Below are 14,606 nucleotides of genomic sequence, written 5' to 3' on the forward strand. Positions count from 1 at the left end.
GCAGTACAGGGCGACCAAAGGGCCAGTGCGCTGCGCTGCACGCCTTGCGCTTGACAGGCGCCTTCGGACGCAAGACTGCATTGCGCCGTATCAAGAATTTCTGGGGAACCATCGTGGCTAGTGCCGATCTCAAGGTCCGGCCCGTTTCGGGCAAGGCCGACACCAAGGCGTTCATCGAGCTTGCCTATCGCCTCAACGGCGACGATCCCAACTGGGTCGCCCCCTTGCGCGACGAAGTGGCGGGCACGATCAGCCCCAAGAAGAACGGCTGGTTCAGCCATGCCGAAGGCCAGCTGTTCCTCGCCGAGCGTGGGGGCAAGGTGGTCGGCCGCATCTCCGCGCATATCGACACGCTGGCGCTGCAGATGCCGCCCGAGCAGGGCTTCGGCCCCGGCACCGGCTTCTGGGGCCTGTTCGAGGCGGAGGACGCCGAGGTTGCCGCCGCGGTGATCCATCAGGCCGAGGACTGGCTGCGCGCCAAGGGCATGACCAAGGCGCTGGGTCCGGTGAGCCTCTCGATCTGGGAAGAGCCCGGCCTGCTGGTGAAGGGCCATGACCATCCGCCGACGGTGCTGATGGGCCACCACCCGGCGCGCTACCAGGGCTGGATCGAGGCGCTCGGCTATACCGAGGCCAAGAAGATCGTCACCTACGAGCTCGACATCAGCAAGGAATTCCCGCCGATCGTGCAGCGCATCGTCGCCGCCGGCGAGAAGAATGCCCGCATCCGCATCCGCGAGGTCAACAAGGCCAAGTTCGCCGAGGAAGCGGCGATCATCCTCGCCATTCTCAACGATGCCTGGGGGGATAACTGGGGTTTCGTGCCGCTCACCCAGCCCGAGGTGGACGATGTCGGCAAGAAGCTGAAGCCGCTGGTGTTCAACGATCTGATCCGCATCGCCGAATATGACGGTGAGCCGGTGGCGTTCATGGTCACCCTGCCCGACCTCAACGAGCCGCTGAAGCCGCTCAAGGGGGCGCTGCTGCCGTTCGGCTGGGCCAAGCTGCTGCTGTGGCTGCGCAAGCCCAAGGCGCGGACGATGCGCGTGCCGCTGATGGGCGTGGTGAAGCGTCTGCAGAGCTCGCGCATGGCGAGCCAGCTGGCCTTCATGATGATCGAATATATCCGTCGCGCCTCGGTCACCCATTACGGCGCGAGCCGCGGCGAGATCGGCTGGATTCTCGAGGACAATCAGGGGATGGTCGCCATCGCCGATGCCATCGAAAGCAAGATCAACCGCGAATATCTGATCTATCAGAAGGCGCTCTGATCGGGCGAGCGGCAGCGGGGGGTAGTACCCGCTGCCGCCAAGGCCGGATCAACGGTCGGTCAGCGGATCGATGCCGGTGGTGCGGATCCATTCCGCGCGCGTCTTGCATTCGCGCGGGCGCGGAATGCGCGAACCGGTGATCACGTGGCTTTCGACGCAGATCCGCAGCGGACGCGCGCCGCTCTGGTCGGGCACCTCCTGCTTCTTTTCCTTGTCCGCAGCGAGGGGGGCGGCGCTGGCGGACGCCGCGCTGCCGGCGACCAGCAGGCAGGCGCCGGCCAGAAGGGCGCCGATGCGGGCGGTACGAACGAACTGGGCCATGTCTCACTCCTGAAAAACGGGCGTGCGGGGACGCTCCACCGCACGCGATGCAGTGGTTGTTGCCTTGGTATCTGCGATGTCGGTCTGGGCGGGGGGATCAATACTCGCCGAAGGGATCGGCGCCGTCACGGACCCAGCCCTCGCGGGTCTTGCACTGCTTGGTCTTCTTGCCGGTTTCGACATTCTTGCGCTCGACGCACCACACCAGGTTGCGGGCCGTGCGATCGAGCGACCGGATATCCTTCTTCATCGCGACGGGGGTCGGCTCGGGATCGGGTGCGGCATGGGCCGGCGCAGCAGCGGCAAGCGTGGTCGCGAGCAGCGCGGCGGCGGGCATCAGGCGGAAGATGTTGGCGTTGCGATACGTGGTCATGTCAGGCTCCTGTCTGCTTCGAGGTCCGACGTTCCTTCGTTTTCGCCGGTGCCTCCTCCTTTGCAGGGGCCGTGCCAACTTTATGGTGCGAGCAATTTCAGAGACTTACCGACATTCATCGAAGTGTCATGGTGCCACAACACAGCAAATCCCACCAACTATTGGCAGGATTTGCCGAGCAAGATGCCAGATGAAGGAAATGTGCCGGCCGATCTCGCGCGATCAGCGCAGGGTCACCCAGGTGGGTGCGTGATCGCTGGCCTTGTCGCGGCCGCGATACGCCTTGTCCACGCCGGCGCCGGTGAAGCGGTCCGCCGCCTGCGGGCTGAGCAGCAGATGGTCGATACGGAAACCGGCATCGCGCTGCCAGGCGCCCGCCTGATAGTCCCAGAAGGTCCACACGCCGCCCTTGGGGAACCGCGTGCGCAGCGCATCGGTCCACCCTTGCGCCAGCAACTTGCGATAGCGTTCGCGCGATTCCGGCTGCATCAGCGCATCCTCGGCCATGGCGCGGACCGAGAAGGTGTCGTCGTCGTTCGGGATGACGTTGAAGTCCCCCGCCAGGATCGCGGGCCGCTCCTCGGCGAGCAACTCCGCCGCACGTGCGTGGAGCCGGTCCATCCAGCGCAGCTTGTAGTCGAATTTCGGCCCCGGCTGAGGATTGCCGTTGGGCAGATAGAGCCCGCCGACGATCAGGTCGCCGATCTCGGCCTCGATATAGCGGCTGTGGGCATCCTCCGGATCGCCGGCGAGGCCGCGCTGGCGCTCGACGGGCTGCTGCCCCTTGGCAAGGATCGCGACGCCGTTGAACCCCTTCTGGCCGTGCCAGATCGCGCCGTAGCCCGCCGCCTCGATCGCAGCGACGGGCAGCGTGTCGTCCGAGCTCTTCAGTTCCTGCAGACAGACGATGTCCGGCTGCTGCTCGGTGAGATACTCGACAAGGCGCTCGAGACGGGCCTTGATGCCGTTGACGTTGTAGCTGACGATTTTCAACTGCGTGCGCTCAGATCGAGAAGCTGGTGCCGCACCCGCAACCGGATGCCGCATTGGGATTGGTGACCGCGAAATGCGCGCCGCCCAGATTGTCGATGAAATCGACCTGCGCGCCGCGGACCAGGTCGAGGCTGACGGGATCGACCACCAGCCGCACACCATCGACTTCCGCCACCACGTCCTCGGCGTCTACGGCTTCGGCGAGACCGAACCGGTACTGGAAGCCCGAACAGCCACCGCCTTCCACCGACAGCCGCAGGATCGCAGGCTTGGCCTGTTTGGTGGCGATCACCGCGACGCGCGCCGCGGCGGCGGGCGTCAGCGCGATGGCGGACTGGTCGAGGGTCGTCGTCATGGGTGCCGAGATAATGCGCCGGCGCCCATCCGGCAATGCAGCGAAGGGATCAGCGCGGACCGCCGACGCCGCCGCCGGTCACCGGCGCCTGTGCGATATATTCGCCCGACTGGATGAACGGGATCGGGTTGATCGCGTGCCCGTCGAGGCGGACCTCGTAATGGAGGTGGGTGCCGGTCGAGCGGCCGGTCGAGCCCATCAGGCCGATGATCTGGCCGCGACGCACGCGGCTGTTGTCGGCAACGAGAATCTTCGAGAGGTGGCCATAGCGGGTCTCGAGACCGCGACCATGATTGATCTCGACCAGATTGCCATAGCCGCCCTGACGACCGGCATGCGAGACGACACCGTCCGCGGTCGCGTAGATGGGCGTGCCGGACTCGCCGGGAATATCGACGCCGGCATGCATGGCGGCGGTGCCGCGGAACGGATCCGAGCGAACGCCGAAATGCGAGGTGAAGCTGACATGCTGCACCGGCTGCATCGAGGGGATCGAGATCGACGCCGATTCGATCGAGTCGAGCTTCTTCCAGGTTTCGAACAGCGAGCGGAACTGCGCATCGGCATCGGCGGTGACGGCGGTGGTGGCATCGTCGTCGCTCACCGGCTCATAGGGACCGCCCATCGCGACGCCGACCTTGACGAAGCGGTGCGGCGCGAGGCCGAGATGCTGGAGGCGGGCGGCCGCCTGGCGCACCCGCGCCTCGCCGACCTTCTGCGCCTGGGCAGCAAGCGCCACCTGCCGTGCCTCGACCTTCTTGAGCGGCGCGACGATCTCGCCGGTCAGCGCGCTGGTCTTCTGCGGCACCGCCTCGAGATCGGCTTCGAGAACCGAACGATCGGCCTTGCCGGAGACGACCGCGTTCAGCACCGCCTGGCGCTGCTCGATCTTGGCGGCCTGCAGCTTGGCAGCTTCCTTGGCGGCTGCAACTTCGGCGCGCATGCGGGCAACTTCCGCGCGCATCGCAGCGACCTGCGCCTCCGGCGAGCCCGCCACCGGCGCGGTGTACGCGATCGCGCCGGCCATCGCCTGCGACACGCCATAGCCCGAGAACAGCACGGTCATCACCGCCGCGCTGGCGAACAGAAGCTGAGAGCGGCCGCCGATGCTGAAGCGGCGAAGCTTGCCACCGTCATGCAGGATCACATCCCGCGTGGTGAAGAATTCCCGGAACTTGTGCGCGAAGTCATCGTTCTTGCGTTCGGACGGTACGGCCATGAGTCCCCGGCAAATTCATGGAAGCCAACACCGTAGCGACCCGGCGCGCAGCTTCAGGATGATGCGTGGCGAAGGGTCAGCCCCTGTCCTCTCCGTCCCGCTTGAGGACTCTTTTGGAGGATAATCAGCCGTCGGCAAGCGCTTGGTAGTATGCGCGCGTCAAACCGGCTGAGTCGCGCGCCGAGTCGTTGAACGGCGGCTTAATCGCACCCCTGAAATGGGTACGGACGAGATCTTGCCAAGTCGTTTCCGGAACGCAACGAGCCGCGACGCAGGCGAATTCGAACCACCGTGTGCCGGCCCGTACGTGCCGCACCTCATCGTTGACAATCCGCGTCAGGATCTTCGTCGTGGCGACATCCTCCGCGGCGGCGAACCGCTCGATCGTGGCCGGCGTCACGTCCAGGCCCCGCGCCTCCAGCACCATCGGCACGATCGCAAGGCGCGCCTTGGCATCATGGGCGGTTTCGGCGGCGGCGTCCCACAGACCGTCATGCGCAGGCAGCGCGCCATAGTGGCTGCCAAGACTGCGCAAGCGGCGATCCAGCAGCGCGAAATGCATCGCCTCGTCCGCGCCGACGCGCATCCAGTCATCGGTGAAATCGACCGGAAACTCGGCGCCGAAGCGGCCGATGAGATCGAAGGCAAGGTCGATCGCGACGAACTCGATATGCGCCAGCGCATGGATCAACGCGATCCGCCCGCGCTCCGAACCGCCCCGCCCCCGCTTGGGCATGCGATTGGGCGGCAGCAGCTCGGGCGCGGCAGGTCGCGCAGGGCGCGCGGGCATCGCCACGTCGAAGCGGAAATCGAGCCGCCCCAATCGCCAATCCCGCGCGGCGGCGCGAGCCTTCATCACCTTGTCGGTCGGGTCGGCGGCGTCGAGCACCGCCCGCACCGCCGCCGCCACGCTGCGTCGTTCGCTCACCCCAGCGCCTTCGCCGCATCCAGCACCTCGGCGGCGTGGCCGGGCACCTTCACCTTGCGCCAGGCGCGGACCAGCGTGCCCGCGGCGTCGAACAGGAAGGTCGAGCGCTCGATGCCCATATACTTTTTGCCGTACATCGATTTCTCGACCCAGACGCCCAGTGCCTCCATCAGCCCGCCGTCCTCGTCGGTGGCGAGCGGCACGGTGAGGTCATATTTGGCGGTGAACTTCTGATGCTTGGCGGGCGGGTCCTTCGAGATGCCCAATACCTTCACGCCGAGCGCGGCGAACTCCGGCATCGCCGCCGTGAAGTCCTGCGCCTCGCGGGTGCAGCCCGACGTATCGTCCTTGGGGTAGAAATAGAGGACGAACGGCGCGCCCGCGCCCCATTCGGGCAGCGTGATCGCGCTGCCATCCGCCGCCACCAGCGCGCCCTTGGGGAGCGCGTCGCCCTGCTCGATGCTCATTGCCCGGTCTCCATCAGCTACGGGCCTGGAGTGCGGCCCAGCATTGGCGCACCTCCTGCCGTGTCGCGTCGAGCGTCGCAACCACCGCTTCCCAATCGGGCAGGCCGAGCGCGCGGGCGATCAGCGCACGGGTACGCTCGCCCGGCGGCTGCGCATCGGGCGCGACCAGCCGCAACGTCACCAGCAGCCGGGTAAGAAAATCATGCGCGGCACCGAGCGCGGACGGCAGAAGCCCCTGCCCCACCAGCGCGTCGATCGCCTTGCCCAGCCGCGGGTCGAAGCCCGTGCGATGGCAGAGCTGCTGGACATGCACCGCGAATTCGAGGTCGACGAGGCCGCCATCGAGCAGCTTGGCGTCGAGCGGGCCCGCCGGCGGCTTGTGTGCGGCCATGTCGGCGCGCATCTTGGCCGCATCGGCGAGAATGTCGCGATCCGGCCGGGCGCCGTGCAGCACCCGGTCGATGATCGCCTGCACGTGCGCGCGCGCGGCTGACGATCCGAACACCGGACGCGCCCGCGTGAGCACCATATGCTCCCAGGTCCAGGCGTCCTTTTCCTGATAGCCGGCAAACCCCTCCAGCGAGACCGACAGCGGCCCCTGCGTACCCGAGGGGCGCAACCGGGTGTCCACCTCGTACAGCGGGCCTGCAGCGGTCGGCACCGAGAGCGCCGCCGTCACCCGCTGCGCCAGCCGGTTGTAATAGGTCACCGCCCCCAGCGGCCGCCGCCCGTCCGATTCGGCGGAATAGTCGCCGGTGAACAGGTAGATCAGGTCGAGGTCCGACGCATGGGTGAGCGCCCCGCCTCCCATCCGCCCCAGCGCCAGGATCACCAATTCGCTGTTCGGCACATGGCCGTGCTGGCCGGCGAACTCCTCGACGGTCGCTTCGGCGAGCACCGCGATCGCCGCCTCCGCAACGCGCGCATAGCCGGCCGACACATCAAGCGGATCGCTGACCCCCGCCACGATCTGTGCCCCGAGCGCGAAACGCTTCTCGTTGACCAGCCTGCGGACATGCTCGAGCCGCCACTGATAATCGGCGCCGCGCTCGGCCGCCGCCATGCCCTCGACCAGCTCGGACACCTCGCCGACCGGCGCCAGCGCGCTCGCATCGATCAGCCCGTCGAGCAGTTCCGCGCGGCGGCCCAGCTGCTCGGCCAGCGTCGGCGCATGGCTGAGGATCGCGCTCAGCAGGCGGGTTAGCGCCGGCTGTGCCTCCAGCAGGCGGAAGATGTTGACTGCGCTGGGCAGGCGCTTGAGCATCGCATCGAAGCGCGTGATCGCATGCTGCGGATCGGGCGCGCCGCCGAAGCCCGCCATCAGCGTCGGCAGCACCGCCTCGAGCGCGCTTTGCGCCGCCGGGCTGCGCAGCGCCGGATAGGTGGCACCGCGCCAGCCCTCCACCACCCGGCGCGCAACCTCCGCATCCGGAAAGCCCGCCTTGGCGAGCCGTTCGCCAAGCAGATCCGGATCCGTCGGCAGGCCGCTGCCGCCGGCCTCGGCGAGCGTGTCATAGATGCGGCCGACCCGCTCGACATGCGGCTGGAGCAGCGCGATCAACGCCGCGCCGTCGTCGAGCCCGTGCAGCCGTGCAACATTGTCGAGCGCGACAGGATCGCTCGGCAGCGTGTGGGTCTGACGATCATCAACCATCTGCAGCCGATGCTCGATCGTCCGGAGCAGGACATAGGCCTCGTCCAGTGCCGCGGCGTCGTCCGCATCGATCCGCCCCGCCTCCGCCAGCGCGGCCAGCGCGTCGCGGGTCGCGGACACCCGCAGCGCCGGATCGCGCCCGCCATGGATCAGCTGGTGGATCTGCGCGAAGAACTCTACCTCCCGGATGCCGCCGCGGCCCCGCTTCAGATCGTAGCCCGGGCCGAAGCGCTGCCCCTGGTGGTGATGGTCGCGAATGCGGCGGGAAATTTCCTGGATCTCGCGGATCGTTCCGTAATCCAGCGCCCGGCGCCAGACGAACGGCCGGATCGCGTCGAGAAAGCTCTGGCCAAGCGCCAGATCGCCCCCGGCGGCACGGGCGCGGATGAAGGCGGCACGCTCCCATGGCAGCGCCTGGCTTTCATAATAGCTGATCGCCGCCTCGACCGGCAGCACGATCGGCGTGACCTCCGGTGACGGGCGCAGCCGCAGATCGACGCGGAGCACATAGCCGTCGCCATCGCGCGCCTGCAGGATCTCCAGCACCCGTCGGCCGATCCGCACCGCCGCTTCCTCGGGCGCTTCGCGCGGCCGCACCGGCAGCGTGGCGGGATCGAAGATCAGGATCGGGTCGATATCGGAAGAATAGTTGAGCTCCCGGCTCCCCTGCTTGCCCAGCGCGATCGCGGCGAACCCGCCCGGCGCGGCATCCGGCGTACGCTCGCGGATGGCGGCGTGGATCGCGCGATCCAGCGCGGCATCGGCGAAATCGCTGAGCAATTGGGTCGTGCGCGTGAAATCGAACGCGGCCGAAAGGTCGCCGATCGCTGCGATCAACGCCAATCGCCGGCGCTGGACCCGCAGCGCCTGCGGCACCGGCATCTCTTTCGTGGGAGCGGCGGCGACCCCGATCGGGTCGGCCAGAGCCGCCGCCAGATCGGCCGCAACGTCCTGCTCGCGGCCGAGTGCCAGGCCAAGAAACGGAGAATGTTGGACAATGCGATCCAGAGTCGCGCGCAGGGAGGGGGAAGTCACGGTCGATCCTTACCGTCCAAAAACCGCACAGCTGCGGTGAACTGTGTCATGTTCAAGCAACGAATGTTGCACATGACCGTTTTGTGGCCGTGGTTCAGACGGCATCCTCCAACGCCCTCGAGGCAAGCGCAGCGACCCCTTATCGCATCGAGGGGCCGCGCGAAGGCGACGGCATCGCCCGGGCGCTGGCGAACGTATATGGGCGGGACCTGGGGCTGCCGCAGGACATGGCGGCACTTCTCGCCAAGCTGAACGACCGCGATCCTCGCTGCTATTGGTAGGCCTCACCGGCCCTGCATGTCCCGGTGCGCCGACGGCAGTCGTACGGTCAGTCCGTCCAGCGCGTCGGTGAGCAGGATCTGACAGGCCAGGCGGCTGGTGCGCACCGCGCCCATCGCGAGATCCAGCATGTCCTCCTCGTCTTCGCTGGCGCGCGGCAGCCGGTCGAAATCGGCGGGCGAGACGATGACGTGGCAGGTGGAGCAGGCCATCTGCCCCTCGCAGGTGCCCTCCAGCGGTTGGCCGGCATTTTGCGCCACTTCCAGCAGCCGGGCGCCTGGTGGCGCCTGCACTTCCTGCACCGCGCCGCCACCGGGCGCCTCGAACCGCACCCGGATCATGCCGCCACCCGCTGGGCGTCGGCAGCGGCGCAGATACGGTCGAGTGCGGTCATCAATTCCTCCTCGGTGGTCATGCGGCCGAAGCCGATACGGATGCTGGAACGCGACTGCGCGTCAGATAGCCCCAGCGCACGCAGCACATGGCTCGGGCGGCCCGAGCCACTTGCGCAGGCCGAGCCGGCGGAAAAGGCGATGTCGCGCAAATCCGCCATCAGGCGCGCGACGTCGAGCCCTTCGCGGCGCAGATTGAGGTTGCCACAGTAGCGATGCACGGGCGAGCCGTTGAGGATCCAGCCCTGCCCAAGCCGCCCGGTCGCCGATGCCCAAAGTCGACGGACATGCGCGGCGTCTTCCTCCGATCGCATTGCGGCGACCTTGGCCGCCGCGCCGAACCCGGCACACAGCGCGGGCGACAGGGTGCCCGACCGCCCCGGCGCTTCCTGCCCGCCGCCATGCAGCAGCGGCGCCAGCGGCACGCCGTCCCGCACCCACAGCGCCCCGATCCCCTTGGGTCCATGGATCTTGTGCGCGGAGATCGCCACGAGGTCACACGTCGCCGGGATCGGCAGGCGGCCATAGCCCTGCACCGCGTCGCACAGGAACAGCGCGCCCGCTGCATGGGCAAGCGCGGCCAGTTCGGCGATCGGCTGGATCACGCCAATCTCGTTGTTGACCAGCATCGCGGCGACCAGCCCCGTGCCCGGCACAATCGCGGCGCGGGCGACCTCCAGATCGACCAGCCCGTCCGGCCCCACCGGCAGCAGGGTGACCGGCCGTCCGGTCGCCGCCGCCGTATCCAGCACGGCCGCATGTTCGGTGGCGAGCGTGACGATACCGCCGCTGGTGCCCTTGATCGCCCAGTTCAGCGCCTCGGTCGCTCCGCTCGTGAACGCCACTTGTCCGCCGGCCGGCAGCAGCGCCCCCACCTGCGAGCGCGCGATCTCCACTGCCGCCTTGGCTGCGCGGCCGGGCGCGTGCGGCGAATGCGGATTGGCGTGCTGCGATTCGAGCCAGGGCAGCATCGCGGCAAGCGCTTGCGGGGCGAGCGGCGTCGTCGCCTGATAGTCGAGATAGATCATGCGGCCCGCGCCCGCGCATCGGCAAAGGTTGCGCGCCACAGCTCGGCGAAGCGGTCGACATCGGCGTCGGTGGTGCTGCGCCCGAAGCTTACCCGGACGACTTCGCGCAAGGCGGGCTCGCCCCAGCCCATCGCGGTCAGCACATGGCTGGGCCGCATGCTGCCCGAGGAGCAGGCGCTGCCCGCCGATACCGCGACACCCGCCAGATCGAAGCGGATCAGTTGCGCGGCGGAGGACACGCCCGGCATCCGGTAGGCGCCGATCAGCGGGCTGCGCGGGCTCTCCGCGCCTACCACCGCGCCGCCGTCTGCGACGATCGTCGCCTCCAGCCGCGCGCGCAGCCGGGCCATCTCCGCCAGATCCTCGGGCACGGCGACCGCCGCTGCGTAGCCAAGCGCGCCCGGCAGATTCTCCGTCCCCGCACGATAGCCCTTTTCCTGCCCGCCGGTCGGCAGCAGCACGCCCAGGTCGCGAACGAGGAGCGCACCGATGCCCGGCGGGCCGCCGCGCTTGTGCGCGGAGACCGCGACCAGATCGGCGTGGCGCAGCACCTCGGCATCGGCATGCGCCGGCATCTGCGCGGCATCGACCAGCAGCAGCCCGCCCGCACCGTGCACGAGCTCGGCGATCGCCGCGATCGGCTGGCGCACGCCGGTCTCGCTGTTCGCCCATTGCACGCAAACGAGCGTCCGGCCCTGCCCGTCCAGGGCGGCGGCGAGCGCGTCGAGCCGCACGATGCCGCCCGAGGTAACCGGCAGCACCGGGGCGCCCTCGCCCAGCCGCAGCACGGCGTCATGCTCCACTGCGGTGATCAGCCGGCGATCGACAACGCTGCGACCCATCGCGATCGCCAGCGATTCGCTTGCCCCGCTGGTCAGCAGCAGCTCGTGTGCCCAGCCATAGCTCGCCGCGATCCGGCGCCGCGCATCCTCCAGCGCCGCGCGCGCCGCCCGCCCGTCGCCATGCGGCGAGGAGGGGTTCGCCCAGCGCGTCACGCCCTCCATCACCGCCGCCAGCGCCTCGGGCAGCATCGGGGTCGTCGCGGCATGATCCAGATAGAGTCGAGCGGCCAATGGCGTTCCAATTGCGTGAAGGGACCCGCTGCCTATATAGCGACCAAGTTCCTGCGCTCCACCGCGCATCTCCCTATTGAACAGGATCCGCCTTGCCCGAAGTCATTTTCCCCGGACCCGAAGGCCGCCTCGAGGGCCGTTTCGCTCCCGCGCCGCGCCCGCGCGCCCCGGTTGCGATGATCCTCCACCCGCACCCCAATGCGGGCGGCACGATGAACAACCGCATCGTCCAGGATCTCTACAAGACCTTCCAGCGCCGGGGCTTCGCCACGCTGCGCTTCAATTTCCGCGGGGTCGGCAAGAGCCAGGGCACGTTCGACAACGGCATCGGCGAGCTGTCGGATGCCGCCAGCGCACTCGACTGGGTGCAGAGCTTTCACCCTGAAGCCTCGTCCACCTGGGTCGCCGGCTTCGGCTTCGGCGCCTGGATCGGCATGCAGCTGCTGATGCGCCGCCCGGAAATCCGCGGCTTCATCTCGGTCGCGCCGCCGGCGAACATGTTCGACTTCACCTTCCTCGCACCCTGCCCCAGCTCGGGCATCATCATCCAGGGCGAGCAGGACGAGGTCGTCACCCCCGGCGCGGTGCAGAAGCTGGTCGACAAGCTGCGCACCCAGAAGCACATCACCATCCACCACGACACCATTCCGGGCGCGAACCATTTCTTCGAGCACGAGATGGAGCAGCTGATGGGTTCGGTCGACCGCTATCTCGACATGCGGCTCGACCCCAACTGCCCGATCCGCTGAGGATAATGATGGCTCAGCGCGGCGCGAACGTCGCGCTGAGCCAGCGATCGACGATTGCCGTGCCGGGATAGTCGGCCTCGCCGAGCTGGCGGTTCATCGCCACATGGCCGCGAAGGCCGCGGCCCTCCAAGCCCCGCACCTCCACCTTGGATCCTTCTGCGCGCAGGGCCGCCGCCAGCGCTTCGGACTGGCGCGTACCGTCGTCGCGCTCGACGTGGAGGATCAGGAACGACAGCACGTTCGGCCCCGCGGTATGCGCGATCGGCGACAGCGCCCGCTGCCGCGCCGGATCGCTGCCGAACGCTCTTGTATAGATCGGCCGCATGAAGCGCCCGGCCTCGGCCATCTGCGCCGGCACGTCGTACGCGGCGCCGTCGAGCAGCACCACGCCGCGCAGCTGATCGAGCATCAGGTCCTGCCCGTGCATGTACCGCGGATCGGTGCCGACCAATGCGGCGAGGTGTGCGCCGGCGCTGTGCCCCATCAGCACCATCCGGTCGGGATCGAAACCCAGTTCCTTCGCACGCGCCACCAGCCATGCGAGTGCAGTCGCCACGTCCTGCGCCTGCTGCTCGACGGTGGCACCAGGGACCAGGCGGTAGTTGATCGTTGCGAAGGCATAGCCCTTGCCCGTGAAGTGCTGGATCTTGGCCGATCCGGTCGCATTGTCCTTGCTGCCATGCTGCCAGCCGCCGCCATGGACGAACACGATCAGCGGCGGCGGCGCGCCGACACGGACCGTCGGCGGGAAATAATCGAGCGTTTGCGCGGGCAGCGCGCCATAGGCCAGGTCCCGCTTCGACGCGGGAGCGGAGGGCGCGGGCGGCTCCATCTGCTGCCGGGCAAGCACCGGCGGGCCGGCAAGAAACAGTCCGGCCATCACCCATCCGATCGCGCGCATCGCGGTTCTCCTGCTGTCGGCAGAAGATATCGCAGGGGGAACAGACAGGTCGACTCGGAAAAGGTCGCAAGATGTAACGACCGGCACAGTCCGCGCGCGCCTCTCTCGCGTAAAAGGAGCGCGCAGCATCGAGAAGGTCGCCTACACCGCCCAGATCAGCACGTTGGCAAGGATCACCAGCGCACATAGCAGCATCAGCACACCGCGCTGACGATCCCCGCGGCGGAGCACCGTCACCCCGCCCCAGCTCAGCGCCAGCACCGCCAGCACGGCGATACTCATCATCAGCGGGTAGAGACCGGACAGGGCGTTCAGGTTACCACCACCCACAGCGTCACCCCCGTCGCGACGCAGATGCAGGCGGTGCCGGCGACAAGGCGGGGATCGCCGCGATAGGCGATGCGCAGCGCGATCCAGAGGACATGGCCGAGCGCGAGGGTGCCGAGACTGGCGAGGCGGGCCACACCCGCGCCGACCGGATTACCGCGATCATTCCCTGCCCCCGATCGTCCGCGCATAATCCTCCTGGTCGACATTTCCGCCCGAAACGATCACGAGCGTTCCGGGTTCCGCCGGAACCCTGCCCGCGAGCAGCGCCGCGATTCCGGCTGCACCGCCCGGCTCCACCACCAGCCGCAACTTCGCCGCCGCCCAGCGCTGCGCTGCGCGGATCTCCATTTCGCTCACCGCCACGCCGGTTGCGCCGCGGCGGGAGAGCACGTCGAACGTAAGCGGCGAAACGCGCGGAGTCTGCAGCGAATCGCACGCCGTCACCGGCGGGTTCGGCCCGACCGGCTCGATCCAGCCCGCTTCCAGGCTCCGGCGCATATCGTCCCAGCCTTCGGGTTCGACAGGGACGATCTCCGCCTCCGGCAAGGCCAGCGCGACGCCGGCTGAAAGCCCGCCGCCGCCGCACGGAACCAGCACCCGCCGCGGGGGCTCCAGTCCGGCGTCCGCCATCTGTCTAGCCGCCTCGATTCCCGCGCTTCCCTGCCCCTCGATGATCCAGGGGTCGTCGAAGCTCGGCACCAGCGCCGCGCCGCGGGCATGGGCGAGCTGTTCGGCGATCTTCTCCCGGCTTTCGGTCGCGCGATCATAGCGGACCACTTCCGCCCCCAGCGCCAGCGTCGCTTCCAGCTTTACCCTAGGCGCATCGGACGGCATGACGATCACCGCCGGAATGCCGAGCCGCTTTGCCGCCCAGGCGACGCCTTGCGCGTGATTGCCCGAGGAGAAGGCGACGACGCCCTGCCCGCGCACCCGCTCGTCCAGAGCGGTCAGCCGGTGCCAGGCACCGCGGATCTTGAACGCGCCGATCGGCTGGAGGCTTTCCGCCTTGAACGCCACCGCCACGCCGCGCACCTCCTGTACCAGCAAGGGCGTCGGCGGCAGGATCGCCGCCACCTTGGCGGCGGCGTCGCGAACCCCTGCGCGGGTGGGCTGTCGCAAAATCGTCACAGAACATCCCTCGCCGTAGAAAAACGGACCCCAGAATCACTTTACACGGGGGACCGACGCGCATATGTGCGCTCCTCCGCTGCCCCATGGGACTTCCAACCGCAAGGCAG

General features: G+C 68.5%; 18 protein-coding genes. 3 read left to right on the forward strand and 15 right to left on the reverse strand.

Translation table 11 applies throughout. The features are described 5' to 3' along the window. Positions 1 to 113: 113 nt before the first annotated feature. Positions 114 to 1,271 (forward strand): N-acetyltransferase, encoded by a 1,158-nt coding sequence (locus OIM94_RS06305; RefSeq protein ID WP_264609232.1) that lies wholly within the window; start codon positions 114 to 116, stop codon positions 1,269 to 1,271. Positions 1,272 to 1,319: 48 nt separating this feature from the next. On the opposite strand, the gene OIM94_RS06310 is transcribed toward OIM94_RS06305, so the two are convergent. The 8 genes from OIM94_RS06310 to OIM94_RS06345 form a co-directional block, all read right to left on the reverse strand. After that, positions 1,320 to 1,592, reverse strand: coding sequence for a hypothetical protein (locus OIM94_RS06310; protein ID WP_264609233.1), 273 nt, complete (start codon positions 1,590 to 1,592; stop codon positions 1,320 to 1,322). 97 nt (positions 1,593 to 1,689) lie between these two features. Continuing rightward, entirely contained in the window at positions 1,690 to 1,965 is a 276-nt protein-coding gene (locus OIM94_RS06315; protein ID WP_264609234.1) for a hypothetical protein, read from the reverse strand. Positions 1,966 to 2,187: 222 nt separating this feature from the next. Further along, positions 2,188 to 2,958, reverse strand: coding sequence for an exodeoxyribonuclease III (gene xth / locus OIM94_RS06320; RefSeq protein WP_264609235.1), 771 nt, complete (start codon positions 2,956 to 2,958; stop codon positions 2,188 to 2,190). A 10-nt stretch (positions 2,959 to 2,968) separates the two neighbouring features. Beyond that, entirely contained in the window at positions 2,969 to 3,313 is a 345-nt protein-coding gene (gene erpA, locus OIM94_RS06325) for an iron-sulfur cluster insertion protein ErpA (RefSeq protein ID WP_264609236.1), read from the reverse strand. Positions 3,314 to 3,362: 49 nt separating this feature from the next. Continuing rightward, a complete protein-coding gene (locus OIM94_RS06330) occupies positions 3,363 to 4,532 on the reverse strand; it encodes a M23 family metallopeptidase (RefSeq protein ID WP_264609237.1) in 1,170 nt (389 codons plus the stop codon). 124 nt (positions 4,533 to 4,656) lie between these two features. Then, the gene (locus OIM94_RS06335) at positions 4,657 to 5,460 is read right to left on the reverse strand and encodes a ferritin-like domain-containing protein (RefSeq protein WP_264609238.1); all 804 of its coding nucleotides are present in this window, start codon (positions 5,458 to 5,460) and stop codon (positions 4,657 to 4,659) included. Next, positions 5,457 to 5,927, reverse strand: a complete 471-nt coding sequence (locus tag OIM94_RS06340) for a peroxiredoxin (RefSeq protein ID WP_264609239.1) — start codon at positions 5,925 to 5,927, stop codon at positions 5,457 to 5,459. Before OIM94_RS06340 ends, OIM94_RS06335 begins: the two co-directional genes overlap by 4 nt. 13 nt (positions 5,928 to 5,940) lie before the next feature. Further along, a complete protein-coding gene (locus tag OIM94_RS06345) occupies positions 5,941 to 8,616 on the reverse strand; it encodes a bifunctional [glutamine synthetase] adenylyltransferase/[glutamine synthetase]-adenylyl-L-tyrosine phosphorylase (protein ID WP_264609240.1) in 2,676 nt (891 codons plus the stop codon). 83 nt (positions 8,617 to 8,699) lie between these two features. Between OIM94_RS06345 and OIM94_RS06350 the strand changes: the two genes are divergently transcribed. Next, entirely contained in the window at positions 8,700 to 8,897 is a 198-nt protein-coding gene (locus OIM94_RS06350) for a hypothetical protein (protein WP_264609241.1), read from the forward strand. A gap of 3 nt (positions 8,898 to 8,900) precedes the next feature. Here OIM94_RS06350 and OIM94_RS06355 read toward each other — a convergent pair whose 3' ends face one another. The 3 genes from OIM94_RS06355 to OIM94_RS06365 are packed head-to-tail and all read right to left on the reverse strand — an operon-like array spanning position 8,901 to position 11,388. Further along, complete coding sequence (locus OIM94_RS06355; protein ID WP_264609242.1) at positions 8,901 to 9,236, reverse strand: 2Fe-2S iron-sulfur cluster-binding protein; 336 nt, start codon at positions 9,234 to 9,236, stop codon at positions 8,901 to 8,903. Continuing rightward, positions 9,233 to 10,315 (reverse strand): cysteine desulfurase family protein, encoded by a 1,083-nt coding sequence (locus tag OIM94_RS06360; RefSeq protein WP_264609243.1) that lies wholly within the window; start codon positions 10,313 to 10,315, stop codon positions 9,233 to 9,235. Before OIM94_RS06360 ends, OIM94_RS06355 begins: the two co-directional genes overlap by 4 nt. Beyond that, positions 10,312 to 11,388, reverse strand: coding sequence for a cysteine desulfurase family protein (locus OIM94_RS06365; protein WP_264609244.1), 1,077 nt, complete (start codon positions 11,386 to 11,388; stop codon positions 10,312 to 10,314). The genes OIM94_RS06360 and OIM94_RS06365 overlap by 4 nt, the downstream gene beginning before the upstream one ends. A 92-nt stretch (positions 11,389 to 11,480) precedes the next feature. Here OIM94_RS06365 and OIM94_RS06370 point away from each other — a divergent pair, with 92 nt between their 5' ends. Continuing rightward, entirely contained in the window at positions 11,481 to 12,137 is a 657-nt protein-coding gene (locus tag OIM94_RS06370) for an alpha/beta hydrolase (protein WP_264609245.1), read from the forward strand. Between the two features lie 13 nt (positions 12,138 to 12,150). On the opposite strand, the gene OIM94_RS06375 is transcribed toward OIM94_RS06370, so the two are convergent. The 4 genes from OIM94_RS06375 to OIM94_RS06390 form a co-directional block, all read right to left on the reverse strand. After that, entirely contained in the window at positions 12,151 to 13,038 is an 888-nt protein-coding gene (locus OIM94_RS06375) for an alpha/beta fold hydrolase (protein ID WP_413716382.1), read from the reverse strand. A 141-nt stretch (positions 13,039 to 13,179) separates the two neighbouring features. Beyond that, positions 13,180 to 13,323, reverse strand: coding sequence for a hypothetical protein (locus tag OIM94_RS06380; protein ID WP_264609246.1), 144 nt, complete (start codon positions 13,321 to 13,323; stop codon positions 13,180 to 13,182). 26 nt (positions 13,324 to 13,349) lie between these two features. After that, the gene (locus tag OIM94_RS06385) at positions 13,350 to 13,556 is read right to left on the reverse strand and encodes a hypothetical protein (RefSeq protein ID WP_264609247.1); all 207 of its coding nucleotides are present in this window, start codon (positions 13,554 to 13,556) and stop codon (positions 13,350 to 13,352) included. After that, entirely contained in the window at positions 13,528 to 14,496 is a 969-nt protein-coding gene (locus tag OIM94_RS06390; protein ID WP_264609248.1) for a threonine/serine dehydratase, read from the reverse strand. Before OIM94_RS06390 ends, OIM94_RS06385 begins: the two co-directional genes overlap by 29 nt. Positions 14,497 to 14,606 lie beyond the last annotated feature (110 nt).

The organism is Sphingomonas sp. R1 (assembly GCF_025960285.1).
In the GTDB taxonomy this organism is placed as follows: Bacteria; Pseudomonadota; Alphaproteobacteria; order Sphingomonadales; family Sphingomonadaceae; genus Sphingomonas.